This window comes from Kitasatospora sp. NBC_00315, from assembly GCF_041435095.1.
Lineage (GTDB): Bacteria > Actinomycetota > Actinomycetes > Streptomycetales > Streptomycetaceae > Kitasatospora.
On record NZ_CP108025.1, the window covers coordinates 1,008,092 to 1,032,576 of the forward strand.

Consider the following 24,485-nt stretch of genomic DNA (forward strand, 5'->3'; position numbering starts at 1 on the left):
TACGGAGCCAGGCGTACGGGGCCCAGTGGTACAGGCCACAGGCGTGCGGCCGGCCGGGTGCGGCTCCGGGGTCGGGCGCGGGCCGCTTGCGCGCCCCGCCTGCGGGCTACACCTCCGGGATGATGCGTCCTAGCCGGCGGACGAGCTGCGCCACGGTGTCGGTGGGGGGCCAGGGGAAGTCGGGCTGACCGGCGCGCAGGGTGACCTGGCCGTGCAGCGCCGTCCAGAGCGCGATCGCGTCGCCGAACGGGTCGTCGCTGGCGGAGCGCCCGGCCCGGACGCAGTCCTCCAGGCTGTCGACCAGCGTCCGGAACGCCAGCATCCCCTCGCCCGGCGGGCAGTCGGCGGGCTCGGCCTTCACCCGGGGGGAGCCGAACAGCAGGCGGTAGCGGGCCGCTTCGCGGGTGCCGAAGGCCACGTAGGCGGCGCAGCCGGCGAGCAGGGCGTCCACCGGGTCGTCGAACTCGGACGACGCGCCGAGCACCGCCGCGCGCAGCTGGGTGAGCGACTCGATGATCACCGCGTCCACGATGGCGTCACGGTCCGGGAAGTGGGCGTAGATCGACGGGGCGGCGATGCCCACCTCGCGGGCCACCGCGCGCAGGGTGAGGGCCTGGTCGGAGCCGGTGCGCTCGATGATCCGGACCGCCGCGGTGAGGATCTCCTCGCGCAGCCGGAGCCCCTCGCCGCGCCGGTTGCGGTGCCGCCCACGGGCGGGCGCGGTCGCGTCGGGCTCCTGCTCTCGCCCACGCACGGGCGCTGCCACGTCGGGCTCCTGCTCTCGCCCACGGGCCCGGAGCTCGGTGGCGGGCAGGGTGGCCGCCGACTCCGCCTGCCGGCCGTCCCGTCGCTCCGGCAGCGGGGGGAGATCGGTGACTGCGGACTCCTTTGCCATGGACTCGACTTTACACCTGTTAGCTCAAGGGGTAACTTTCCCCGCGAAAGCTTACGCACGTAAGTTCACAGGGGTGAGGACACCATGGACACAGCGCACACCACCGACCCGGACCAGGGTCACCCGCGACGATGGGCCGCCCTGGCGGCGCTCTGCACCTCCCTGGTGGTCGTCACCATCGACAACACCGTGCTCAACACCGCGCTGCCGGCCCTGGCCACCGCCCTGCACGCCTCCACCGCCGATCTGCAGTGGATCAACAACGCGTACACCCTGGTGTTCGCCGCGATGCTCATCACCGCCGGGAGTCTCGGCAGCCGGATCGGCCAGCGCCGCGCGCTGGTCGGCGGACTGACCGTCTTCGCGGCCGGTTCGGCGATCGCCGCCACCGCCGGATCGGCGGGCGAACTGACCGCGCTGCGCGCCGTGATGGGGCTGGGAGCGGCCTTCGTCATGCCGGCCACCCTGTCCGTGATCGTCACCCTGTTCACCGCCCGGGAGCGGCCGAAGGCGATCGCCGTCTGGTCGGCGACGGCGGGCATCGGCATCGTGATCGGCCCGGTCACCGGCGGCCTGCTGCTCGACCACTTCTCCTGGAGCAGCGTCTTCTGGATCAACGTCCCGTTGGTCGCGGCGGCACTGGCAGCCGTGCTGGTCCTGGTCCCCGCGCTGCCGGGCCGCCGCGTCGGACGGATCGACACACTCGGCCTGCTGCTCTCGGCGAGCGGGCTGGCCGCACTGGTCGACGTGATCGTCCGCGGCCCCGAGCACGGCTGGCTGTCGGGCCGCTCGGTGGCCGAGGGCGCCGCCGCCGTCCTGCTGCTGGCCGCGTTCGCGCGCTGGGAACTGCGCACCGCGCACCCGATGGTCGACGTCAGGATGTTCGCCGTCCGCACGTTCACCGTGGCCGGGATCATCCTCGCAATGACCTTCTTCGCCCTGTCCGGCCTGCTCTTCGTCCTGACCCAGTACCTCCAACTGGTGCACGGCTACAGCCCGCTGAAGGCGGGGCTCGGCGCGGTGCCGTTCGCCCTGGCGATGGCGGCGACCGCTGGGACCAGCGCCCTGGTCACCGCGCGGATCGGCACCCGCAACGCGATCGCGGGCGGGCTCGCCACCATGTCGCTGGGCCTGGCCGGCCTGTCACTGGCGGGCGTCGGGACGCCGTACGCCGTGCTCTCCCTCGCGATGGCCGTGATCGGTGCGGGAATGGGTCTGATCATGGCGCCGGCCAGTACCGCGACCGTCGGCGCGCTGCCCCGGGAGAAGGCGCCGATGGCCAGCTCGATCAACAGCGTGGTCCGCGAACTCGGCGGTGTGCTGGGCATCGCGGTGGTCGGTACGGTCGTCTCCGCCTCCTACCGCCACCACCTCGGGGCCGCGCTGCCCGACGCCCCGGCGCGGGCCGGGAACGACCTCACCTCGGCGCACATCGTGGCCGGCCATCTGCCGCCGCAGGCCGCCGGACGGCTGGTCGGTGCGGCCGACCAGGCCTTCACCACGGCCATGAACAGCGGCACCTGGGTCTGCGCCGCGATCACCCTGGTCGGCGCCGTCACCGCGCTGATCTGCCTCGACCGCTCGGGAGCCGGCGCCCCGCCCGGCGCACCGCAGGCCGAGGCGGCGCACAGCCCGGAGGCCGGCCTCCCGGTCACCACCGGCCGATGACCGAGCGGCCCGGGCCGGGCGGCAGCCGGGCCCGGCCGCAGCGGGGACAATGGGCCGGGGCGGCGGGTGGCCGCCGGTGAGACCCGCCGGCCCGGCGGGGAGCAAGGAGTTGGGTATGCCCAAGGAATTCGAGGTCCACCGCGAGGTGGTGCTGCCGGCCGGCCCGCAGGACGTGTTCGCGGCCGTCAGCGCCGCGACCGGCGCCTGGATGTTCCCCAAGGAGGAGGTGCCCGCCGTCGGCGGCACCGGCCCCGGGGACGCGGGGGTCGTCGCCTGGGAGCCGCCGGGGCGCTTCGCCGTCCGGGTGGAGGGCGAGGACGGGTGGTTCAACTCGCTGGAGTACCTGATCGAACCCCGGGAGCCCGGCACCACGCTGCTGCGCTACACGCACCGGGGGGTGTTCGCCGAGGACTGGGAGAACCGGTTCGACGCCTGCGACCGGCACACCGACTTCTACCTGCACACCCTCGGCCAGTACCTGGGCCACTTCAACGGCCGCCCGGTGGTGTACGCCGCAGCCGAGGGCCCGGCCGCCTCGGCCGGCCCCGACGGCTTCGACCTCCTGCTGGACGAGCTGCACCTGGACAAGGAGGTCCGGGTCGGCGACCGGCTGAGCGTGGAGCTGGACGAGGTCGGGGTGCTGGAGGCCGAGGTGGACTACCGCACCCCGCAGTTCCTCGGCCTTCGCGCAGCGGACGGCCTGTACCGCTTCTTCGGGCGCAACGCCTTCGGCGGACCGGTCGGGGTGACGGTGCACCTGTTCGGCGACGGCGTCGACCCGGAGCGCACCGGCCGTGCCTGGCAGGCGTGGCTCGACGGTCTGTACGGCGGCTCGGACGACTCCGGCTCGAACGACTCCGGCTCGAACGACTCCGGCTCGAACGACTCCGGCTCGGACGGCTCCGGCTCGGACGGCTCCGGCTCGTAGCGACCGTCCGACGGTTCGGGTCGGATCGGCGCGTGGCCGGCCCCCGGGGTCGTCCCGGTCCTCTCGGTGAGCCGAAGGGGGGTGCCCTCGCCACCGCCGGGAGAAGGGCGCGGGCGCCGTCGACCGGAACGGCGGCCCGCCTCCGACCGCGAGGAGCGGCGCTCAGGGCCGGAGAGACAACGCCCGCCGGAGCGCCAGGGCGTCCGGGGCGACGGCCGTCAGCAGGACGGCCGCCTCACCGGGCAGTACGAGCAGGGCGGCGCCGTCCGTCGGGGCGGGGCCGGGGCCGGGGGTGTGCCCGACGGTGAGCAGCTGGCCGCTCGCGCGGTGGCCCGCGAGCACGGCGGGGCCGTCCCAGCCGGGGGCTCCGGCGCCGAGGTCGGTCTGCTGGTCGAGCAGGAGCCGGCCGGCCCGGCGCACGGTGAGCCGGGAGGTGAGCCGGCCGGGTGCGCTCCCCCGGGCCCAGTCGTGGTGGCGGCCGAGGACCTGCTCCTCGCGGTATCGCAGGCGGGCGCCGGCGGCGAGGGTGATCCGGGTGTGCAGGAGGAGGTGGCTCCCGGTGGCCGCGACGACCGGTTCGGGGAGCCAGTCCAGCCAGGCCCCCTCACCCACCGTCAGGTCGACGTCGTAGCGGGCCGGCCCCGGGCCCGGGAGGCTGATGGTCGCGGCGGCGCTGGTGACCTTCAGGCGTGCGCCCGGCCGGACCTCGGTGTGGACGGCGAGCCGGTCGCCGCCGAGCGGCGCCGCCATCGAGCCGACCAGGACGACGTGGGCGGCTGCGCCCTCACCCCGGGTGCGGCGCGGCGCCAGCGGGCCGCCGGTCACCAGGACGGGCAGGGCGGTGCCGCCGCGCCCGTCCGGTTCGGCGGTGATCCGGGCGGGCGCGGCGAGAAGGGTGCTCACCCCGTCGTCCGCCGCTCGGCGAGGCGCTCCCGGACCCACCGGGCGATCGGGGCGACGCCGTCCGGCGCGGTGAGCGCGCAGAACACGGTCGGCAGCTCGCCCCGCTGGGCGCGAGCGTCCCGTGCCATCACGTCGAGGTCGGCGCCGACCAGCGGGGCGAGGTCGGTCTTGTTGACGACGAGCAGGTCGGAGGTGGAGATGCCGGGTCCGCCCTTGCGGGGGATCTTGTCGCCGCCGGAGACGTCGATGACGAAGATCTGGTGGTCCACCAGGCCCCGGCTGAAGGTGGCGGTCAGGTTGTCGCCACCGGATTCGACCAGGATCAGATCCAGCGGACCGAGCGCGGCCTCCAGCTCCTCGACGGCCTCCAGGTTGGCCGAGATGTCGTCCCGGATCGCGGTGTGCGGGCAGCAGCCGGTCTCCACCGCGGTGATCCGCTCGGGCGGCAGGACGGCGTTGCGCAGCAGGAACTCGGCGTCCTCGGTGGTGTAGATGTCGTTGGTGACGACGGCCAGCGAGAACTCCTCGCGCAGGACGCGGCACAGCGCGGCGACGGTGGCGGTCTTGCCGGAGCCGACGGGGCCGCCGAGGCCGATCCGCAGGGCGCGGCGGCTCTCGCCGTGGGTGTGGCGGACGGGGGCGTCGTGGTGGTCGACGTGGTCACGATGCAAAGAGGCGGACCTTCCAGGAGCTGTGCTGCTCGGCGTACAGGTCGAGCAGGGGTGCGGAGGCTGCGGGCAGGCGGTCCACGTCGTTGTGGGCGGTGGCGTCCAGGGCCGCGTCGACGGCGGCGGCGGTGACGGCGTCGAGCTGCGGGGCTAGGCGGGCGAGCACGGCGGCGACCTGGTAGGGGTCGAGGCCGAGCAGTCGTACGCAGGCGGTGGCCGGGCCGTTGACGCTCTCGTGGGCGGCGACGGCGGCGGCCTGGGCGGGGGTGAGGCCGGCGGCCCGGGCGGCGGTGCCGAGGACGACGGGCTGGTGGGCGCCGCCGGGGTGGGCGGCCCGCAGGTGGTCGAGGTCGGGATGCGGCCAGGCTGCGAGGGCCGCCCGCAGGAGCTGGCGGCCCAGACGCCGGCTGGTGGCGCGCAGCGCGGCCGAGGGGGTGCGGGCGTCCGCGGCCTCCTCCAGCGCGCCGCACGGACATCCGGCCGCCGCCGCGGCCGCGAGCGCGGCGGCGGTCAGCCCGGTGCTGTGCAGGCGGCCGGTGAGAAAGGCCGCCATGCTCGCCGCGTCGTGCACCCGGCCGGCCTTGACGGCGGCCTCGGCGCCGCCGGAGTGGGCGTGGCCGCCGGCCGGGAAGCGGCCGTCCGAGAGCAGCAGCAGTGCCGCGACCGTCATCAGAACAGGAAGTACCGCTGGGCCAGCGGCAGTTCGGAGACGGGTGCGGGGGTGACGACGTCACCGTCGATGGTGACGGTGAAGGTGTCGGGGTCGACCGTGACGTGCGGCCGGGCGGAGTTGTTGACCATGTGGTCCTTGGTGACGCCCCGGGTGTTCCGGATCGGCGTGAACTCCTTTCCGAGTCCGAGCCGTTCGGGCAGCCCGTCGTCGATCGCCGCCTGGGCGGTGAAGTTGACGGAGTTCGCGGCCGGCGCCCGGCCCCTGGCTCCGAACATCGGCCGGGGCAGCACCGGTTGGGGGGTGGGGATGGAGGCGTTGGCGTCACCCATCTGGGCCCAGGCGATCTGCCCGCCCTTGATGACCAGATCGGGCTTGACGCCGAAGAACGCCGGGGTCCAGAGCACCAGGTCGGCGAGCTTTCCGGGTTCGACCGAGCCGACCAGGTGGTCGAGGCCCTGGGCGACCGCCGGGTTGACGGTGTACTTGGCCACGTAGCGCCTGGCCCGGTGGTTGTCGGCCCGCCCGTCGCCGGCGAGCGCTCCCCGGCGGGCCTTCATCACGTGGGCGGTCTGCCAGGTGCGCATCACCACCTCACCGATCCGCCCCATCGCCTGCGAGTCGGAGCTGATCACGGAGATCGCGCCGAGGTCGTGCAGCACGTCCTCGGCCGCGATGGTGGAGGGCCGGATCCGGGATTCGGCGAAGGCGAGGTCCTCGGGGACCTGCGGGCTGAGGTGGTGGCAGACCATCAGCATGTCGAGGTGCTCGTCGATGGTGTTGACGGTGTGCGGCCGGGTCGGATTGGTCGAGCTGGGAAGGACGTTGAGCTCGGAGACGATGGTGATGATGTCGGGCGCGTGCCCGCCCCCCGCACCCTCGGTGTGGTAGGCGTGGATGCCGCGGCCGGCGATCGCGGCGAGGGTGTCGGCGACGAACCCGGCCTCGTTCAGCGTGTCGGTGTGGACGGCGAGCTGGGCGCCGCTCTCCTCGCAGACCCGTAGGCAGGCGTCGATCGCGGCCGGGGTGGCTCCCCAGTCCTCATGGATCTTGAAACCGAGGGCCCCGGCGCGCAGTTGGTCGTGCATGGAGACGGTGTTGACGGTGTTGCCCTTGCCGAGCAGGCCGATGTTGAGCGGCAGGTCGTCCATCGCGGCGAACATCCGGGCCAGGTGCCAGCTGCCCGGGGTGATGGTGGTGGCCTTGGTGCCCTCGGCCGGTCCGGTGCCGCCGCCGACCAGCGTGGTGATGCCCGAGGAGAGTGCCTCGTCGGCGAGTTGGGGACAGATGAAGTGGACGTGCGCGTCGATCGCGCCGGCGGTCAGGATCCGGCCGTTGCCCGAGATCACCTCGGTCTCCGGGCCGATCACCAGCGCGGGGTGCACGCCGTCCATCGTCTCGGGGTTGCCGGCCTTGCCGAGTGCGGTGATCCGCCCGTCCCGGATGCCGATGTCGGCCTTGACGACGCCCCAGTGGTCGAGCACCACGGCGCCGGTGATGACGGTGTCGGGGGCGCCCTCGGCGCGGCTGGTGCGGGCCTGGCCCATCGACTCGCGGATGACCTTGCCGCCGCCGAAGACGGCCTCGTCGCCGCCGCCGCAGCGGTCCTCCTCGACCTCGATCAGCAGGTTGGTGTCACCGAGCCGGATCCGGTCGCCGGCGGTGGGGCCGTAGAGCGCGGCGTAGCGCTCCCGGCCGATGTGCAGGGCATGACGGTCAGCCATCGAGCGGCCCTCCGGTCTCGCCGCGCAGCCCGGCGATCTCGCGCCGGCCGCCGACGGGGATCAGCTCGACCTCTACCGGGATGCCCGGCTCGAAGCGGACCGCGGTGCCGGCCGGGATGTTCAGCCGCAGGCCGTACGCGGCCGGGCGGTCGAACTCCAGGCCGGGGTTGGCCTCCGCGAAGTGGTAGTGCGAGCCGACCTGGACGGGCCGGTCCGCGGCGTTCACCGCGACCAGGCGGGTGACGGGGCGTCCGGCGTTGAGGCCGATGTCCCCTTCCCCGTGGAGCACCTCACCGGGCGCCCACGAGCCGGGCGCCTGGGAGCCGGACGCGACGGCCCCGGGCGCGACGGCCCCGGCGCCTTCGCCCGCGCCGCCTGCGGCCGTCACAGGATCGGCCCGTGGACGGTGACCAGCTTGGTGCCGTCCGGGAAGGTCGCCTCGACCTGGACGTCGGGGATCATCTCGGGGATCCCGTCCATCACGTCCGCGCGGCTGAGCACCTGGCGGCCGGACTGCATCAGCTCCGCCACCGTACGGCCGTCCCGGGCGCCCTCCAGGACGTGCGAGGTGATCAGGGCGACCGCCTCCGGGTGGTTGAGCCGCAGTCCGCGGGCGCGCCGCGAGCGGGCCACGTCGGCCGCGACGTGGATGAGCAGGCGCTCCTGCTCATGGGGGGTGAGCCTCATCTGCGCACACCTCGGGGGTTCACAGGGTGCGGACACAGCACTGTGCCGCGGATGCCCTCGGGCGCACGGGGGTCGTACCGGGGAGCAGGTGGGGACGCGCGGGCAGCACCGCCCGGCACGACCGCCCTCCGGCCCGCACGCGGGAGGTTCGATCTCGTGCCCGACACCGTAGCGGACGAACGGTCCCCGTGGTCAGGGGGCACACCGCCGGAATCGGTATCACTATGCGCCGGCCGCTATTTATATTAATTGACCCACCGAACAGAATGCCCACCGACGACCGAAAGCTCAATTCCCGCTCAAATAGTGAAACTACTCGCGAGTCACGTAATACATCCATGTACAGACGGCCCCCTACCTGCGGAGATATCCGGAGAAGTAGGTAAACATTCAGCAATGAGATCTGTGCATAGTCCTATGAATATACCTAGGGTGTGGCCACTCCCGGTCCCATTCAACGGAAAGAGCACGCATGGCCTCCCTCGACCAACTGTCCCCGCCGGGTACCGGCGCTCCGTCCCCCGCCCGGCGCACCCTGCGCCGCGAGGTCGGCCTGATCGGCCTGCTGTGGGCCTCGGTCGGCTCGATCATCGGCTCCGGCTGGCTGTACGGCGCGCAGAAGGCGGTGGTGGTGGCCGGCCCGGCCGCTCTGATCTCCTGGGGCATCGGGGCGGTCGCGGTCGTGCTGCTCGCGCTGGTCCACGCGGAGCTCGGCGGCCTCTTCCCGGTGGCCGGCGGCACCGCCCGCTACCCGCACTACACCTTCGGCGGCCTCGCGGGGATGTCCTTCGGCTGGTTCTCCTGGCTCCAGGCGGCGACCGTGGCGCCGATCGAGGTCGAGGCCATGATCGGCTACGCGGGCCACTTCGGCTGGGCGGCCGGCCTGCAGAACGCCGACGGCACGCTGACCGTCTCCGGGTTCGTGGTCGCCACGGCCCTGATGGCGGTCTTCGTCGCGGTCAACTTCCTCGGCGTGCGCCTGCTCGCGCGCACCAACAACATCACCACCTGGTGGAAGATCGCCGTCCCGCTGTTCGCGATCTTCGTCCTGGCCGCGACCAACTTCCACGGCAGCAACTTCACCTCGCACGGCTTCGCCCCGTTCGGCGTCAAGGGCGTGCTCGGCGCGATCAGCACCAGCGGCATCATCTTCGCGCTGCTCGGCTTCGAGCAGGCCATCCAGCTCTCGGGCGAGAGCAGGAACCCCCGGCGCGACCTGCCCCGCGCGGTGCTCGGCTCGGTGGCCATCGGCACCGTGATCTACGTCCTGCTCCAGGTCGTCTTCATCGGCGCACTGCCGACGGCCTCCTTCGCGAACGGCTGGGCCCACCTCGCGTACGAGGGCATGAGCGGCCCGTTCGCCGGCCTGGCCACCGTCGTCGGCCTCGGCTGGCTCGCCTGGGTGCTGTACGTGGACGCGATCATCTCCCCCGGCGGCACCGGGCTGATCTACACCACCTCCACCTCCCGGATCTCCTACGGCCTGAGCAGGAACGGCTACGCACCCGGCCTGTTCGAGCGGGTCGACAAGCGCGGCGTGCCGTGGTTCGGCCTGGTGATCTCCTTCGTCACCGGCGTGATCTGCTTCCTGCCGTTCCCGAGCTGGCAGGCCCTGGTCAGCTTCATCACCTCGGCGAGCGTGCTGATGTACGCGGGCGCCCCGCTGGCCTTCGGCGTGCTGCGCAACCGCCTGCCCCACCTCGAGCGGCCCTACCGCCTGCCGCTCGGCGGCGTGGTCTCCCCCGCCTCCTTCGTGATCGCCAGCCTGATCATCTACTGGACCGGCTGGGACACCCTGCTGCGCCTGGGCGAGGCGATCCTGGCCGGCTACGTCCTGCTCGGCTCCTACGCCGCGTACGCGATCCGCAAGGGCCTGCCGAACGCTCCCCGGCTGCAGTGGAAGGCCGCGCAGTGGCTGCCGGTCTACCTGGTGGGCCTCGGCCTGATCTCCTGGCAGGGCCAGTTCGGGGACAGCGCCACCAAGGCGATCCCGATGTGGGCGGACATGGCCCTCGTCGCGGTCTTCGCGCTGGCGGTCTACTACTGGGCGATCAAGGTCGCGCTGTCGGCCGAGGAGATCGAGCACAACATCGAGGACGTCGAGGTGGTGGACGCGGGCGGTCACTGACACCCGCCGTCGCGAGCGCCGGGCCCGCCGGATCCCGCCGGCGGGCCCTGCCGTCCGGCCGGGGCGGCCGCCTCCCGCGCTGGAGGCGGCGCCGCTACTCGGCGGACACCGAGAGGATCTCGTCCTCCGGCAGCTCGACGTAGGTGTCCCCGTCCACCTCGACCGGGGAGCCGGAGTACCGGCTGTAGACGATCCGCTCGCCGACCTTGACGTCCACCGGGTGCGGCTTGCCGCTCTCCAGCGGCCGGCCCGGTCCCACCGCCATCACCTCGCCCCGGCGCGTCTGCGCGTCCCCGGGCGCCGGCTCGTCGAGCGGCTTCACGATCAGACGATCGTGCTTCGGCTGGAAGTCAGGCATGAGGGTTCCTCTCGAAGAGCGGGCCACGGGCCCGTCGCAGGGCCCGTGTCTCGATTCTCCCGGGCCCGGCCGCTCGCGCACGGCGGGACGGGGACGGCTCGACCTCATGGGCTACCGGTGACCGCCCGGCCGGTCGACGACCGGCTTCCGGCCCCGCCGGGCGGGAGCGCCGGTCCGGTCCGGAGGCGACGCGCCTCAGAGCGCGGCGGCACGCCGCCGGGCCGCCCGGCGCTTCTCGGCGCGGCGTTCGTCCTCGGTGGTGCCGCCCCACACACCGGTGTCCTGACCGGTCCTCAGTGCCCAGGCCAGGCACTGCTCCCTGACCGGGCAGCGGCGGCAGAGCGACTTGGCCTCCTCGGCCTGGCGCAGCGCCGGGCCGGTGGTGCCCAGGGGGAAGAACAGCTCGGGGTCCGCGTCGCGGCACTGCGCGCGGTGACGCCAGTCCATCAGGGTGATCCTTTCCGGAGACGATGTCTGCGAGCCCGGGGCGGGCGCCCCGACGGCGGAACCGGGGGGACGACCGACGCGTGCCGGGCCCTGTCCCACCGCCTTGCCGCCCTCGGCCGGGCCATGCCTCGTTCCGGCCGGAATCACCGGGGAGGGGGCCGCAGCGGCGAACGGCACCCGCAGCCGGGCCCGGGGCCGATACAGTCACCGGCACCGACGCCGGCGCCCGAACCCCGACCGGCACGGTGACCGGCACGGGACAACGGCACGACCACCGGCACGGACGACCAGGAAGATCGTCCCCCCGCGTGAGTCGCGGGCCCGTTGCGCGGGGCGCGCACGGCAGGCTGGTGTCCCGGACCCATCGCACATCGCTCCACTCCACGAAAGGCGTCACCGCTTTGGCAACCGACTACGACTCCCCCCGCAAGAACAGCGACGACGGGGACGACGACAGCATCGAGGAACTGAAGAGCCGCCGCAGCGACAGCAAGGGCGGCAACGTGGACGTCGACGAGTTCGAGGCGGCCGAGGGCCTGGAGCTCCCGGGCGCCGACCTGTCGGGCGAGGAACTCACCGTTCCGGTGATGCCGAAGCAGGAGAACGAGTTCACCTGTGCGAGCTGCTTCATGGTCTACCACCGCAGCCGGCTCGCGGGGGAGGACAAGCAGGGCCGGCCGATCTGCCGCGACTGCGCCGGCACGGGCTGACCGACCGGTCCGGTCCGGCCGGACGGCGGACCCCGGGGTTTTCGTCCCCACGGCGAGGGCAGGCGGCAGATCATGCAATCACTTCGTGTGAACGTCCTGACCGAGGTCGCGGCGCCGGGCGGCGTGGTGAACGAAGCCGCCGCCGTCGGGCCGCACCTCCTGCTGATCGCCGTGGGCGTCGTCCTGGGCCTGGGGCTGCTCGCCGCCTTCGTCCTGGGGCAGCGCCGCAAGGACCGCGAGCCGCCACCGGTGCTCCCGGCCGGCCCGGACCGCCCGTCCGGCCCGGCCGGCGAGCGGTCCCACGGCGCGCACCGCCGCGGGGATCGGCCCCGCCGGCCCCGCGGCTGAACACCGCCCTCCGACCACCGGGGCCGGAGCGCCACCGGGAGCCACCCACCCGGAACGACACCAACCGCCGCCGAGGAAGCACCCGCGGCCGAAGCACCCGCCGCCGAACCACACGCGGCCGAACCACCCGCCGCCGAACCACCCGACGCGGCGGACAGCGCACCGGCCGTGCCGGACGCCCGGCTCCCCGATCGGCCCACGGGAGCCGCCCACCTCACGAAGGGATGCCAGTGACCCGTCCCAGAATCGTCGTCGTCGGCGGCGGATTCGCCGGAGTCGAGTGCCTGCACCGGCTGGAACGGGCACTCTCGCCCGCCGAGGCCGAGCTGACCCTCGTCACCCCCACCGACTACCAGCTCTACCTGCCCCTGCTTCCGCACGTCGCCGCCGGAGTGCTCACCCCGCAGTCGGTGGCGGTGTCCCTGCGCCGCAGACTGCGGCGCACCAGGATCGTGCCCGGTGGCGCGACCGGCGTGGACTCCGCGGCCCGCACCGTCGAGGTGCGGACCACGGCGGGCACCACGGCGCACCTGCCGTACGACCATCTGGTCCTGGCGGCCGGGAGCACCACCCGGACGTTCGACATCCCGGGGCTGGCCGAGCACGCGCTCGGCATGAAGACCCTGGCCCAGGCCGCCTACCTGCGCGACCACGTCATCGCGCAGCTGGACCTCGCCGCCTTCGCCACCGACCCGGCCGAGCGGGCCGCCCGGATGCGCTTCGTGGTGGTCGGCGGGGGCTACGCGGGCGTCGAGACCGCCGCCTGCCTGCAACGCCTCACCTCGGCGGCCACCGCCCGGTTCCCCCGCCTGGATCCCGCGCTGCTCGAATGGCACCTGGTCGACGTCGCCCCCAAGCTCCTGCCGGAGCTCGGCGACCGGCTCGGCGCCAAGGCCATGGAGACGCTGCGCCGACGGGGCGTACGGTTCTCGCTGAACACCTCGGTGAGCGCCGTCACCCCGGAGGCCGTCACCCTGACGGACGGACGGGTCCTGCCGACCCGGACGCTGGTGTGGACGGCCGGCGTGGCCGCCAGCCCGCTGGTCGGCACGCTCGACACCCCGACCGTCCGAGGCCGTCTGGCCACCACCGCCGAGCTGACCGTGCCCGGTGCACCGGGCGTCTTCGCGGTCGGCGACGCGGCCGCCGTGCCGGATCTCGCGGTCGGCGGCGACGCGATCACCCCGCCGACGGCCCAGCACTCCCAGCGCCAGGGCAAGGCGGTGGCGCGGAACCTGGTCGCGACCCTGCGCGGCACCCCGCTCCAGCCCTACCGCCACCGGGATCTGGGGCTCGTGGTGGACCTCGGAGGCGCCGACGCCGTCTCCAAGCCGCTCGGGGTGGAGCTCTCGGGGGTGCCCGCCCAGCTGGTCGCCCGGGGCTACCACGTGATGGCGCTGCCCACCTTCACGGCCCGGGCCCGGGTGCTGACGAACTGGGCGCTCAACGCCACCACCGGAGACGACTTCGTCCGCACCGGGTTCCAGGAGGGCCGTCCGGCGACGCTCCAGGACTTCGAGCGCATCGGCGCGCGCCCGGCGAAGGACGACGCGGACTGACCCGCCCCGGAGCGCGGACGCGGCCCCGGGCACACCCGCCCGGGGCCGCGCTTGCGCCGCCCGACTCGGGGCATACGGACCTGGCAGCCCCGGGCCTCCGGGGACGGGACCGGAGAGGACGAGGCGCCGATGGAGTCGACGGATCACCGCCTGGCGGGTGGAACCGCGTGGACCCGCCCGCAGTGGAACGGCATACCGACGAGCGTGGCACCGACCAGCGTGGCACCGACCTGCGGGACACCGACGAGCGTGGCACCGACCTGCGGGACACCGGAGGACGGGGCGCGACCGGCCGGGGAGGGGGCGCTGCGGGCCCTCGGCACCGCCACCGCCCGCCATCGCGTGCGGCACACCTCCGCCCGCCTGCGCCGGGCCACCCTGATGGCCGTCGGCCGACTGTCCGGTGTGAACCCCGGCCCCGCACCCGTGCGGGGCTGACGGCCGCTCGCCCCGACGCCGACCGGTCGAGGGCCTGCACCCACGGACGTCCGTGGGTGCAGGCCCTCGACCGGTCGGCGCGGCCTCCCGTCGGCGGGGGCTACCGGCTCCCCTCGACGGGCGGCTACCGGCCCTCGTCCTCCTCGGGGCCCTCCACCACCCGGGCCTGTTCGGCCACGTCCGCCTCGGCGGCCTCGCGGGCCGTCGCACCGGCCGGGTGGTCGTCGCCGTGCGGCAGCAGATCCCGGTGCTGCTCGACCGCGTCGGCCTGCGGTACGTCGGGAGCGATCGTGGACAGGCCGCCCTGCTCCCACCCCGTCCCGGGGTCGGTCGGGTCACTCGGGTCGGTGGTCATGGGTGGGACTCCTTCCGGACGTCGCAAAGAGCGGTGGGGCGGCCGGTACCGGCCGCCGTTCGGGCCTGCCGCCGGCCGGCGCCCGCCGGGGTCGGCGGGCGGTCAGCCGCGCCGCCGGCGCAGCACCAGCACCGCGGCCAGCGCGCCGGCCGCCAGACCGGCCACCATCAGATAGGGCGGCCGGGTCCGCGAGGGATCGGCGTCCGGGCCGCCGTACTCCCGCGTGGCGTCGTGCGCGCGCCCCGGGGCGAAGGCCATCGGTCGAGCTGCCGCGTGCCGGAGCCCGGCCACGACGGCCGCGCCGGCCCGGGCCGCCACTGCGCCGAGCCGCTCCACCGGGCCGGCCTCCTGCGGCTCCGGTTCGGCCGGCTCGGCCGGCTCCTGCGACAGGCCGAGCACGCCCCGGGCGGTCTCGGTGTCACCGAGCAGCAGCTCGGGGTCGTCCGGTACGGGCGTGCCGACGGCGACGTGCGAGTCCGCGTCGCGCAGCGGGTCGGTCCGCGGGTCGGTGTCGAGCTGCCGGTTCTGCTGGGATTCCATGGACATCGACCTTCCGTCGATCGGAGGTGGGGTACCCCTCGCCTTGCCGCCGAACGCGCCGGCAAACCCGTCCCCCGACGATCGCCGCGGGCAGCGGGTCAGCGCTGCTCCTCCCGGCGGTCCTCGCCCCAGAGGGTGTGGAAGGTCCCGTCCCGGTCGACCCGCCGGTAGGTGTGCGCCCCGAAGTAGTCGCGCTGCCCCTGGACGAGGGCGGCCGGCAGCCGCTCGGCGCGCAGGCTGTCGTAGTACGCCAGCGCGGTGGCGAAGCCCGGCGCCGGCACACCGAGTTCGGCAGCCGTCGAGACCACCCGGCGCCAGGCGGACTGCGCACCGCCGAGGGCCTCCCGGAAGTGGTCGTCGGTCAGCAGGGTCGGCAGTCGGCCGTCGGCGTCGTACGCGGCCGTGATCCGGTCCAGGAACGCGGCCCGGATGATGCAGCCGCCGCGCCAGATGGCGGCCGTCGCGCCCAGGTCGACGTCCCACCCGTACTCGGCGCTGCCGGCCTGGATCTGGTGGAAGCCCTGGGCGTAGGCGACCATCTTGGAGGCGTAGAGCGCCTGCTCGACGTCGTCGGCGAACCGGTCGGCCGCGGCGCTGTCCAGCCAGGTCTCGGTCGGGCCGGGCAGGTCCCGGGTCGCGCCGCGCAGCTCGGAGCTGCCGGAGAGCGAGCGGGCGAAGACGGCTTCGGCGATGCCGCTCACCGGCACACCGAGTTCGAGTGCCGTCTGCACCGTCCAGCGGCCGGTGCCCTTCTGCTCGGCCTGGTCCAGGACGACGTCGACGAACGGCCTGCCGGTCGCCGCGTCGGTGTGTGCGAGCACCTCGGCGGTGATCTTGATCAGGTAGGACTCCAGCCGGCCGCCGTTCCAGCCGCGGAAGACACCGGCGATCTCGTCGGGGCGCAGGCCGGCGCCGTGCCGCAGCAGGTCGTAGGCCTCGGCGATCAGCTGCATGTCGGCGTACTCGATGCCGTTGTGCACCATCTTGACGAAGTGGCCCGCCCCGTCGGGCCCGATGTGGGTGCAGCAGGGCGCGCCGTCCACCTTGGCGGAGATCTCCTCCAGCAGCGGCCCGAGCACGCGGTAGGACTCCGCGGTGCCGCCCGGCATGATGCTGGGGCCTTCGAGGGCGCCCTGCTCACCGCCGGAGATGCCGCTGCCGACGAAGTGCAGCCCGTGGGAACGCAGGGCCTTCTCGCGCCGGCGGGTGTCGAGGAAGTGGGCGTTGCCGCCGTCCACCACCACGTCGCCCTCGGCCAGCAGCGGCACCAGTTCGTCGATGACCGCGTCGGTCGGGTCACCCGCCTTGACCATGATCACGATTCGGCGGGGACGCTCCAGCGAGGCCACGAACTGCTCGGTCGTGCGGGCGGGCAGGAAGTCTCCCTCGTGGCCGAACTCCTCTACCAGGGCCGTGGTCCGGGCCTCGGTGCGGTTGTGGAGCGCGACGCGATAGCCGTGCCGGGCGAAATTCCGGGCCAGGTTGCGGCCCATGACGGCCAGTCCGGTGACGCCGACCTGTGCCTGGGACTGCACTGCCATGACGGGTACTCCAAGTCGTCCGGGAGAGGGCATGCCGGGTTCGACTCTGCCCCGTGAGGGGCCGCTCCGCACCCGCAGAGCCGTCCCGGGAGGCCGGGGCGGCCCTGCGGTGCGAGGCCCGGACAGCGGCCCGAGCAGCGGCCCGGCGGGGTCCGCCCCGCCGGGCCGGGCGGGCGATCAGCCCAGGCCGAGCACCGTCCGCAGGGCGTCGCCGAGCACCCGCTCCGGGTCGGTGACGGCCTGCGGCGAACGCCAGGCCACGAATCCGTCCGGGCGCACCAGGACGGCGCCCTCGGCACCGACCCCGTACGACTCGGCCCAGTCGGAGCCGGGCTCGGGCGCCAGGTCGTCGTCCGCGCCGTTGCCGATCCGGTACGCGTCCAGCGGGACGGCGAGCCGGTCGGCCGCCCGACGCGCGGCGGGGTGCCAGGCCGCGCCCTGCGGTCCGGTCAGCAGCACCATCGCCTGCTCGTAGAGGTCCAGCGTGGAGAGCCGGACGCCCGCGCGCAGCAGCCACACGTGCGGCGCCCGACTGCCCGGTTCGCCGCTGAGCCGGAAGTTCTCCGGCACCACCGGCTGCTCCGGATCGCCCCCCGCGACGGCGCCCTGCGGGTAGCGGTAGCCGAGCGCGACCGCCAGCACCCCGGCCTGGCGCCCGGTGCCGGGCACCGCGTCGTAGCCGGGGTGGCGGTGCTCGGCCGAGCGGGCGGAGGCACGCTCGCCGGTGACCCGGGCGACCGGGCGGCGCTCGGTGGTGTAGGTCTCCAGCAGCGAGGGGCCGGCCCAGCCACCGAGGACGGCGGCGAGCTTCCAGGCCAGGTTGTGCGCGTCCTGGATGCCGGTGTTGGAGCCGAACGCCCCGGTCGGGGACATCTCGTGGGCCGAGTCCCCGGCGAGGAAGACCCGCCCCTCGGAGTACCGGTCGGCGACCCGTTCGGCCGCGTGCCAGGGGGCCTTTCCGGTGATCTCCACCTCCAGCTCGGGGACACCGGTCGCGGTCCGGATGTGCTCGATGCAGCGCTCGTCGGTGAAGGACTCCATCGGCTCGCCCTGCTCGGGGTGCCACGGCGCGTGGAAGACCCAGTGCTCGCGGTTGTCGACCGGCAGCAGCGCACCGGGCCCCTGAGGATTGGTCAGGTAGCAGGCGATGAAGAGCCGGTCGCCGACCACGTCCGGCAGCCGCTTGGCGCGGAAGGTGATGCTGACGTTGTGGAACAGCTCGCCCTTGCCGGCCTGGCCGATGCCGAGCCGCTCGCGGACGGGGCTGCGCGGGCCGTCCGCCGCGATCAGGTACTGGGCCCGCACGGTCCGCTCCTCGCCGGTCTCCCGGCTGCGCAGCAGGGCGCTCACCCCGTCCGCGTCCTGCTCGAAGGAGATCAGCTCCGTCCCGAAGCGGATCTCCCCACCGAGGTCGCGGGCCTGGCGCAGCAGGACCGGCTCCAGGTCGTTCTGGCTGCACAGGCACCAGGACGACGGGCTGAAGCGGGCCAGCGCCCCGCCCGGGTCGATCTCCCGGAAGAGCCACTCCTGCTCGGCCCCGGTCAGGGTGTCGGCCTGGAGGATGCCGTGGTTGTCCGCCAGCACCGAGGCGGCCTCGCGGACGCCCGGTTCGGCGCCGGCGACCCGCAGCAGTTCCATCGTCCGGACGTTGTTGCCGCGTCCACGCGGGTGATGCGAGGTGCCCGTGTGCTTCTCGACCAGCAGGTGTCTGACACCCAGTCGGCCCAGGAAGAGGGAGGCCGACAGCCCTACCAGCGACCCGCCCACGATCAGGACCGGGACCCGGTCGTCCGCCTTCGGATTCATCAATTGCTCCAGCCTGTACGGGATGTACGGCTCGGCGGCGCTCTCGCGGCCGGCCGTCGGCGGGGCCCCGGACGCGGGTGCCCCGTCCTTCCATCCCCCGTCTGCGGGGGGTTGTCCGCCCTCTTCGCTCGGATGGCTCGCATATCTCGCGCCACCGGCGGCGGCGTCGCACGATCGAGCTCGGGCCTGGACCCCGGATCCCGGACGGCGCGTCACGGATCCCGGCGGCAGCGGCCCGCACCTGCCGGACCACCGGACGGGCGCCCCGTCCTTCCGCCCTCCGGAGCACCGTCCGTCCCGGGCCGCCCGCCCCGCCCGGCCCGGGACACCGCACCGACCGCCCGACCGCCGCCCGACCAGCCGCCGCCCGACCGCCCGAACCACCGCCCCCGCCGCACTCCCGCCCGGCCCCCGGACCCGGCCGACCAGCTCGACCGCCGCCGCAGCCGCGGCCCCAGCAGAAAGTGGATCATGACGACTCTCTCCGAACCCCAGGTGCACCAGCAGCTCGCCGAGCTCGACGACTCCCGGCTCCGCGTGGTGCTGATGCTGGAGATCCAGGACGGCGCCCAGCAGCGCTTCCTGGACGTGTACGAGGAGCTGCGGCACCGGGTGGCCTCGGTGCCCGGCCACGTCAGCGACCAGCTGTGCCAGTCCATCGACGACCCGCGCCAGTGGCTGATCACCAGCGAGTGGAACGACCCGCACTCCTTCCTGGAGTGGGTGGACAGCCCCGCGCACCGCGAGATGGTCAAGCCCATGCACGGGTGCGTGAGCGACCGGTTCCGCTCGCTGCGCTACAACATCCTGCGCGAGACCTCGGCGAAGGGCGGTGCCACCGGCACCCGCCGGCCGGAGGAGGTCGTGGCCGGATCGCCGCGCGCGGCCGGCGCCCCCGGCGGCATGCCGCAGGTGCAGCCGGGCCCGGACGGCGTGATCCGGCACGCGCTGACCTTCACGGTCAAGCCGGGCAGCGAGCAGAAGGTCGCGAAGATCCTCTCCGCCTACACCTCCCCGCAGGCCAGGGTCGACGAGACCACCAGCCTGCGCCGCACCTCGCTGTTCATGCACGGCAACCGGGTGGTGCGGGCGGTCGAGGTGGTCGGCGACCTGGGTGCGGCGCTGCGCCACGTGGCGATGCAGCCGGAGATCCGCGCGGTCGAGGAGGCCATCAACCCGTACCTGGAGGAGGACCGCGAGCTGGGCAACCCGGAGGCCGCGCGCGCGTTCTTCGCCCGCGCCGCGCTGCCGGCCGTGCACCACACCCCGGTGGTCGGACGGGTCCGCGGCGACGTCGAGCGCCAGGCGCTGGTGTACCCGGTGCGCAAGGGCAACGGCGCGGCGGTGGCCAAGCTGCTGGCCGAGCAGGACGGCCTCGCCGCGGCCGACCCGGCCAACCCGGTGCTGGGCAGCACGGTCTTCCAGCGCGAGGACACCGTCGTACGCGTGGTGGACCTGCAGGCCGAGGCGGGCGCGCAGCCCGCGGCGGCCCTGGGCGTGGGCGGCGAGCGGGAGGCCACCGTGCTCGGCAGCCTGCTGGACCTCGGCCCGGAGGGTGACCTGCGGACCGCCGCCGGCGTCGCCCGCTTCCTGGCCGAGTGCGACATGCGCCTGGTGACCGACCGCAGCTCGCAGGACGTCTGACCACCCCGTTCCGCAGGACCCCGCGCCGCGGGGGTGTGACCGCAGAACCATTCGGAGGAGAGAGCCATGACCACGCATTACCCACGCATCGTGCACGTCGACGAGGCCGCACCCAACCGCCGGCGGGGCGGCGACATCCGCGCGATGCTCACCCCGACCGTCTCGGGCTCCACGAGCGGGTTCATGGGCCTGGCGATCATCCAGCCCGGAGACCGGATCGCCGAGCACTACCACCCCTACTCCGAGGAGTTCGTATACGTCGTGTCCGGCGACCTGGAGGTCGACCTGGACGGCGTCACGCACGCGATCAAGCCCGACCAGGGCCTGATGATCCCAATCAACATGCGGCACCGGTTCCGCAACGTCGGCAGCACCGAGGCGCGAATGGTGTTCCACTGCGGCCCGCTGGCCCCCCGCCCGGAGCTCGGGCACGTGGACACCGAGGAGACCCTGGAGGCCGGGCCGCCGGAACCCGCCAAGGTGGCCTCATGACCCGGCGGGTCGCGATCACCGGCATCGGCGTGGTCGCCCCGGGCGGCGTCGGCGTGCCGGCCTTCTGGGATCTCCTCACCTCCGGCCGGACGGCCACCCGGGGCATCACCCTCTTCAACCCCGAGGGGTTCCGCTCCCGGATCGCGGCCGAGTGCGACTTCGACCCGGCCGTACACGGCCTGGACCTCGCGACCGTCCAGCGCTCCGACCGCTACGTGCAGTTCGCGCTGGTGGCGGCCGCCGAGGCGGTGGCCGACTCGGGCCTGGACCTGCAGGCCGAGGACCCCTGGCGGGTCGGGGTCTCGCTCGGCACGGCCGTCGGCGGCACCACCCGGCTGGAGCACGACTACGCCCTGGTGAGCGCCGGCGGCGCCCGCTGGGACGTCGACCACGCCCGGGCCGAGCCGCACCTGCACCGGGCGTTCGCGCCGAGCACGCTCGCCTCCGCGGTGGCCGAGCGGACCGGGGCGCGCGGACCGGTGCAGACCGTCTCGACCGGGTGCACCTCGGGCCTGGACGCGATCGGCTACGCCTTCCACGCCGTGGAGGACGGCCGCGCCGACATCTGCATCGCCGGGGCATCCGACTCCCCGATCTCGCCGATCACCGTCGCGTGCTTCGACGCCATCAAGGCGACCTCGGAGCACAACGACGACCCGGCGCACGCCTCCCGCCCCTTCGACGCCGACCGGGACGGCTTCGTCCTCGGTGAGGGCGGCGCCGTCCTGGTGCTGGAGGAGCTGGAGCACGCCCGTCGGCGCGGCGCGCGGATCTACGGCGAACTCGGCGGCTTCGCCACGTTCGGCAACGCGTACCACATGACCGGGCTCACCCAGGAGGGCCTGGAGATGTCGCACGCGATCGACGAGGCGCTCGCCCACGCCCGGGTCGCACGCACCGACGTCGACTACGTCAACGCGCACGGCTCGGGCACCAAGCAGAACGACCGGCACGAGACCGCCGCGGTGAAGCGCTCACTGGGCGACCACGCCTACGGGACGCCGATGAGTTCGATCAAGTCGATGGTCGGTCATTCGCTCGGGGCGATCGGGGCGATCGAGGTCGTCGCCTGCACCCTCGCGCTGGCCCACGGCGTGGTGCCGCCGACCGCCAACTACGAGACCCCGGACCCGGAGTGCGACCTCGACTACGTGCCGCGGACCGCGCGGGAGCTGCCGCTGCGCAACATCCTGTCGGTCGGCAGCGGGTTCGGCGGCTTCCAGTCCGCCGTAGTGCTGAGCAGAACGGGGTGAGAACATGACGGCACGTCAGCAGGAGCGCCGGGCGGTGGTGACCGGCCTCGGCGTGGTCGCCCCCAGCGGCGTCGGGGCCGACGCCTTCTGGAAGGCCACCCGGCAGGGGGTCAGCGTCATCGGCCGGATCGACCGGGAGGGCTGCGACGGGTTCCCGCTGCGGGTCGCCGGCGAGGTCCGCGACTTCGACGCGGGCGGTGCGATCGACGGCCGCTTCCTGGTCCAGACGGACCGCTTCACGCACTACGCGATGGCCGCGGCCGACCTCGCGGTGGCCGACGCCGGGTTCACCCCCGACGAGAACGCGCCGTTCGGCGTGGGCGTGGTCACCGCGGCCGGCTCCGGCGGCGGCGAGTTCGGCCAGCGCGAGCTCCAGCACCTGTGGGGCGAGGGGCCGCGGTTCGTCGGCCCCTACCAGTCCATCGCGTGGTTCTACGCGGCCAGCACCGGCCAGATCTCCATCCGCGGCGGCTTCAAGGGGCCCTGCGGCGTGGTCGCCAGCGACGAGGCCGGCGGCCTGGACGCGCTGGCCCACGCCGCCAGGGCCGTACGGCGCGGCACGGACGCGGTGGTGGTCGGCGCCGCCGAGGCACCGCTGGCGCCGTACTCGATGGTCTGCCAGCTCGGCTATCCCGAGCTCAGCCTCAGCGACGACCCCGCGCGCGCCTACCTGCCGTTCTCGGCCGGGGCGAGCGGGTTCGTCCCCGCCGAGGGCGGGGCGATGCTGATGGTCGAGGGCGAGGACACCGCCCGGCGGCGCGGCGCCCGGGTCCGGGCCGTACTGGCCGGACACGGCGCCACCTTCACCGGCGCCTCCCGCTGGGAGGACTCCAGGGAGGGACTGGTCCGGGCCATCCGGATCGCCCTCGACCAGGCCCGGTGCTCGGCCGAGGAGATCGACGTGGTCTTCGCCGACGCCATGGGCGTGCCGGCGGCCGACCGCGCCGAGGCGCTCGCACTGGCCGACGCCCTGGGCCCGTACGCCGAACGCGTCCCGGTGACCGCCCCCAAGGCGGGCATCGGGCGGGCCTACTGCGGCGCGCCGCTGCTGGACGTGGCGGCGGCCGTACTCGCCATGGAGGACGGCGTGCTGCCGCCCACCCCCAACGTCACCGAGGTCTGCCACGACCTCGCCCTGGTGACCGGACACGCCCGGCCGGCCGAGCTGCACACCGCACTCGTGCTGAGCCGGGGGCTGATGGGCTCCAACGCCGCCCTGGTGGTCCGCCGCGGCGACGGCGGCGGGCGCTGAGGCACCCGCCCGGAGCAACCGTCCGCACAGCGGCCGGCGCCGGCGCCGGCCTTCACCGACAGTGAGCAGGAGAACCACCATGAGCAATGCCCTGACCCACGCCGAACTCGCCTCCCTGATCAAGACACGGGCCGGCATCACCGTCGACCCGCAGGAGATGGCGGACCGGCCCACCGTGACCTTCGAGGAGTTCGGCATCGACTCGCTCGGCCTGCTCGGCATCGTCGGCGAACTGGAGAACCGGCACGCCACCCGGATCACCGCCGGCGCCGAGATGTCCCGTACGCCCGCCGAGTTCCTCGACGTCGTCAACGCATCCCTCGCCACGAAGGCCGGTGCCTGAGATGTCCGGACACACCGACAACGAGATCGTCATCGCCGCGCCCCTCGACCTGGTCTGGGAGATCACCAACGACCTGGAGAACTGGCCGCAGCTGTTCAGCGAGTACGCCTCGGTCGAGGTGCTGCAGCGGGAGGGGCAGAGCACGACCTTCCGCCTCACCATGCACCCCGACGAGAACGGCCAGATCTGGAGCTGGGTCTCCGAGCGCACCACCGACCGGCCCTCGCTCACGGTGAAGGCCCGGCGGGTCGAGCCCGGCCCGTTCGAGTTCATGGACATCCGCTGGGAGTACGCCGAGGACCCGGGCGGCACCCGGATGCGCTGGATCCAGGACTTCGCCATGAAGCCCACCGCGCCGGTCGACGACAACGGCATGACCAACCACATCAACCGCAATTCCCGCGTCCAGATGGAGCTCATCCGCGAGAAGGTCGAGAAGCGGGCGGCGAACGCATGACCGGGACGTACCGCACCCTGATCGTCGCGCGGATGAAGCCGGACACCGGCCCCGGCATCGCCGAGGTCTTCGCCGAGTCCGACGCCGGCGAACTGCCCGGGCTGGTCGGGGTGACCGGCCGCAGCCTGTTCCAGTTCGGGGACGTCTACCTGCACCTGGTCGAGGCCGACCGGCCGCCCGGCCCGGCGGTCGCCAAGGTCACCGGACACCCGGCGTTCCGCGAGGTCAGCGATCGGCTGCTGCCCTACGTCGCGGCGTACGACCCGCTGACCTGGCGCGGACCGCAGGACGCCATGGCGCGCGAGTTCTACCGCTGGGAGCGCGGCTCCGCCTCCTGAGCGGGCCCCGCGCGCACGACACCCGCTCCGCCGGACACGCCGAGGGCGCCGGCCGGTCTCCCCCGAGACCCGGCCGGCGCCCTCGGCACGTGCATCCCCGGGGCGAGCCGCGGGCGACACCCGCCGGCCCGGGCCCGGGCGGCGGCGGCAGGACGGGCCGGGCGGCGCCGAATGACCCGTCCGGCGGCAGGGTCCGGGCCGGGGAACCGAGTTGACACATGGTCGGACCGAATGGCGCGGCAGCCGGGTGAAGAACTCCCACAGTCCACCCGAAGGGCCCAGGACTTTACCGACGCGTGACATCCCCCGGTGGCGACGCCGTCGAATCTGACG

General features: G+C 74.1%; 27 protein-coding genes. 14 read left to right on the forward strand and 13 right to left on the reverse strand.

The features are described 5' to 3' along the window. Nucleotides 1-106 precede the first annotated feature (106 nt). Nucleotides 107-895, reverse strand: coding sequence for a TetR/AcrR family transcriptional regulator (locus tag OG823_RS04220; RefSeq protein ID WP_371477610.1), 789 nt, complete (start codon nt 893-895; stop codon nt 107-109). A gap of 84 nt (nt 896-979) precedes the next feature. Between OG823_RS04220 and OG823_RS04225 the strand changes: the two genes are divergently transcribed. Together OG823_RS04225 and OG823_RS04230 are read left to right on the forward strand one after the other, a co-directional pair. Further along, nucleotides 980-2,563: an MFS transporter gene (locus OG823_RS04225; RefSeq protein WP_371477611.1), complete on the forward strand. Its 1,584-nt coding sequence runs from the start codon at nt 980-982 to the stop codon at nt 2,561-2,563. Nucleotides 2,564-2,678: 115 nt separating this feature from the next. After that, nucleotides 2,679-3,491: an SRPBCC domain-containing protein gene (locus OG823_RS04230; RefSeq protein WP_371477613.1), complete on the forward strand. Its 813-nt coding sequence runs from the start codon at nt 2,679-2,681 to the stop codon at nt 3,489-3,491. Nucleotides 3,492-3,653: 162 nt separating this feature from the next. Here OG823_RS04230 and OG823_RS04235 read toward each other — a convergent pair whose 3' ends face one another. The 6 genes from OG823_RS04235 to OG823_RS04260 form a co-directional block, all read right to left on the reverse strand. Beyond that, complete coding sequence (locus OG823_RS04235; protein WP_371477615.1) at nt 3,654-4,394, reverse strand: urease accessory protein UreD; 741 nt, start codon at nt 4,392-4,394, stop codon at nt 3,654-3,656. Beyond that, on the reverse strand, nt 4,391-5,065 hold the full coding sequence (gene ureG / locus OG823_RS04240; protein ID WP_371477617.1) for an urease accessory protein UreG: 675 nt from the start codon (nt 5,063-5,065) through the stop codon (nt 4,391-4,393). The genes OG823_RS04235 and ureG overlap by 4 nt, the downstream gene beginning before the upstream one ends. Continuing rightward, nucleotides 5,055-5,732: an urease accessory protein UreF gene (locus tag OG823_RS04245; protein ID WP_371477618.1), complete on the reverse strand. Its 678-nt coding sequence runs from the start codon at nt 5,730-5,732 to the stop codon at nt 5,055-5,057. The genes ureG and OG823_RS04245 overlap by 11 nt, the downstream gene beginning before the upstream one ends. Further along, on the reverse strand, nt 5,732-7,456 hold the full coding sequence (locus tag OG823_RS04250) for an urease subunit alpha (protein WP_371477619.1): 1,725 nt from the start codon (nt 7,454-7,456) through the stop codon (nt 5,732-5,734). The genes OG823_RS04245 and OG823_RS04250 overlap by 1 nt, the downstream gene beginning before the upstream one ends. After that, entirely contained in the window at nt 7,449-7,745 is a 297-nt protein-coding gene (locus OG823_RS04255; protein WP_371484298.1) for an urease subunit beta, read from the reverse strand. The genes OG823_RS04250 and OG823_RS04255 overlap by 8 nt, the downstream gene beginning before the upstream one ends. A 95-nt stretch (nt 7,746-7,840) precedes the next feature. Next, a complete protein-coding gene (locus OG823_RS04260; protein WP_371477621.1) occupies nt 7,841-8,143 on the reverse strand; it encodes an urease subunit gamma in 303 nt (100 codons plus the stop codon). Between the two features lie 472 nt (nt 8,144-8,615). On the opposite strand from OG823_RS04260, the gene OG823_RS04265 reads away from it, so the two are divergent. Then, nucleotides 8,616-10,271 (forward strand): APC family permease, encoded by a 1,656-nt coding sequence (locus tag OG823_RS04265; RefSeq protein ID WP_371477622.1) that lies wholly within the window; start codon nt 8,616-8,618, stop codon nt 10,269-10,271. A 94-nt stretch (nt 10,272-10,365) separates the two neighbouring features. Here OG823_RS04265 and OG823_RS04270 read toward each other — a convergent pair whose 3' ends face one another. Further along, nucleotides 10,366-10,629, reverse strand: coding sequence for a hypothetical protein (locus OG823_RS04270; RefSeq protein ID WP_371477624.1), 264 nt, complete (start codon nt 10,627-10,629; stop codon nt 10,366-10,368). 195 nt (nt 10,630-10,824) lie between these two features. Further along, on the reverse strand, nt 10,825-11,076 hold the full coding sequence (locus tag OG823_RS04275; protein WP_371477626.1) for a WhiB family transcriptional regulator: 252 nt from the start codon (nt 11,074-11,076) through the stop codon (nt 10,825-10,827). A gap of 401 nt (nt 11,077-11,477) precedes the next feature. Here OG823_RS04275 and OG823_RS04280 point away from each other — a divergent pair, with 401 nt between their 5' ends. The 4 genes from OG823_RS04280 to OG823_RS04295 all read left to right on the forward strand — a co-directional run bounded on the left by OG823_RS04280 (nt 11,478) and on the right by OG823_RS04295 (nt 14,131). Further along, nucleotides 11,478-11,786 (forward strand): DUF4193 domain-containing protein, encoded by a 309-nt coding sequence (locus OG823_RS04280; RefSeq protein WP_371477627.1) that lies wholly within the window; start codon nt 11,478-11,480, stop codon nt 11,784-11,786. A 72-nt stretch (nt 11,787-11,858) separates the two neighbouring features. Then, entirely contained in the window at nt 11,859-12,134 is a 276-nt protein-coding gene (locus tag OG823_RS04285; RefSeq protein ID WP_371477628.1) for a DUF6479 family protein, read from the forward strand. A 224-nt stretch (nt 12,135-12,358) separates the two neighbouring features. Beyond that, on the forward strand, nt 12,359-13,693 hold the full coding sequence (locus OG823_RS04290) for an NAD(P)/FAD-dependent oxidoreductase (protein ID WP_371477630.1): 1,335 nt from the start codon (nt 12,359-12,361) through the stop codon (nt 13,691-13,693). A gap of 204 nt (nt 13,694-13,897) precedes the next feature. Beyond that, nucleotides 13,898-14,131, forward strand: coding sequence for a hypothetical protein (locus OG823_RS04295; RefSeq protein ID WP_371477631.1), 234 nt, complete (start codon nt 13,898-13,900; stop codon nt 14,129-14,131). Nucleotides 14,132-14,255: 124 nt separating this feature from the next. On the opposite strand, the gene OG823_RS04300 is transcribed toward OG823_RS04295, so the two are convergent. The 4 genes from OG823_RS04300 to OG823_RS04315 form a co-directional block, all read right to left on the reverse strand. After that, nucleotides 14,256-14,486, reverse strand: coding sequence for a hypothetical protein (locus tag OG823_RS04300; protein WP_371477632.1), 231 nt, complete (start codon nt 14,484-14,486; stop codon nt 14,256-14,258). Between the two features lie 102 nt (nt 14,487-14,588). Then, entirely contained in the window at nt 14,589-15,032 is a 444-nt protein-coding gene (locus OG823_RS04305; RefSeq protein WP_371477633.1) for a hypothetical protein, read from the reverse strand. 92 nt (nt 15,033-15,124) lie between these two features. Continuing rightward, nucleotides 15,125-16,561 carry an NADP-dependent phosphogluconate dehydrogenase gene (gene gndA, locus OG823_RS04310; protein ID WP_371484299.1) on the reverse strand — a complete coding sequence of 479 codons (1,437 nt, stop codon included), beginning with the start codon at nt 16,559-16,561 and terminating at the stop codon, nt 15,125-15,127. 183 nt (nt 16,562-16,744) lie between these two features. Further along, nucleotides 16,745-18,373 carry an FAD-dependent monooxygenase gene (locus OG823_RS04315; protein WP_371477634.1) on the reverse strand — a complete coding sequence of 543 codons (1,629 nt, stop codon included), beginning with the start codon at nt 18,371-18,373 and terminating at the stop codon, nt 16,745-16,747. Nucleotides 18,374-18,844: 471 nt separating this feature from the next. On the opposite strand from OG823_RS04315, the gene OG823_RS04320 reads away from it, so the two are divergent. The 7 genes from OG823_RS04320 (at nt 18,845) to OG823_RS04350 (ending at nt 24,152) form a co-directional block, all read left to right on the forward strand. Next, nucleotides 18,845-20,017, forward strand: a complete 1,173-nt coding sequence (locus tag OG823_RS04320) for a SchA/CurD-like domain-containing protein (protein WP_371477636.1) — start codon at nt 18,845-18,847, stop codon at nt 20,015-20,017. Between the two features lie 66 nt (nt 20,018-20,083). Further along, the gene (locus OG823_RS04325) at nt 20,084-20,509 is read left to right on the forward strand and encodes a cupin domain-containing protein (protein ID WP_371477638.1); all 426 of its coding nucleotides are present in this window, start codon (nt 20,084-20,086) and stop codon (nt 20,507-20,509) included. Further along, a complete protein-coding gene (locus tag OG823_RS04330) occupies nt 20,506-21,762 on the forward strand; it encodes a beta-ketoacyl synthase (protein ID WP_371477639.1) in 1,257 nt (418 codons plus the stop codon). The genes OG823_RS04325 and OG823_RS04330 overlap by 4 nt, the downstream gene beginning before the upstream one ends. Nucleotides 21,763-21,766: 4 nt before the next feature. Next, a complete protein-coding gene (locus OG823_RS04335) occupies nt 21,767-23,014 on the forward strand; it encodes a beta-ketoacyl synthase N-terminal-like domain-containing protein (RefSeq protein WP_371477641.1) in 1,248 nt (415 codons plus the stop codon). A gap of 79 nt (nt 23,015-23,093) precedes the next feature. Then, complete coding sequence (locus tag OG823_RS04340) at nt 23,094-23,357, forward strand: acyl carrier protein (protein WP_371477643.1); 264 nt, start codon at nt 23,094-23,096, stop codon at nt 23,355-23,357. Nucleotide 23,358: 1 nt separating this feature from the next. After that, nucleotides 23,359-23,814 carry an SRPBCC family protein gene (locus OG823_RS04345; RefSeq protein WP_371477645.1) on the forward strand — a complete coding sequence of 152 codons (456 nt, stop codon included), beginning with the start codon at nt 23,359-23,361 and terminating at the stop codon, nt 23,812-23,814. Next, the gene (locus OG823_RS04350; protein ID WP_371477646.1) at nt 23,811-24,152 is read left to right on the forward strand and encodes a TcmI family type II polyketide cyclase; all 342 of its coding nucleotides are present in this window, start codon (nt 23,811-23,813) and stop codon (nt 24,150-24,152) included. The genes OG823_RS04345 and OG823_RS04350 overlap by 4 nt, the downstream gene beginning before the upstream one ends. Nucleotides 24,153-24,485: the final 333 nt, after the last annotated feature.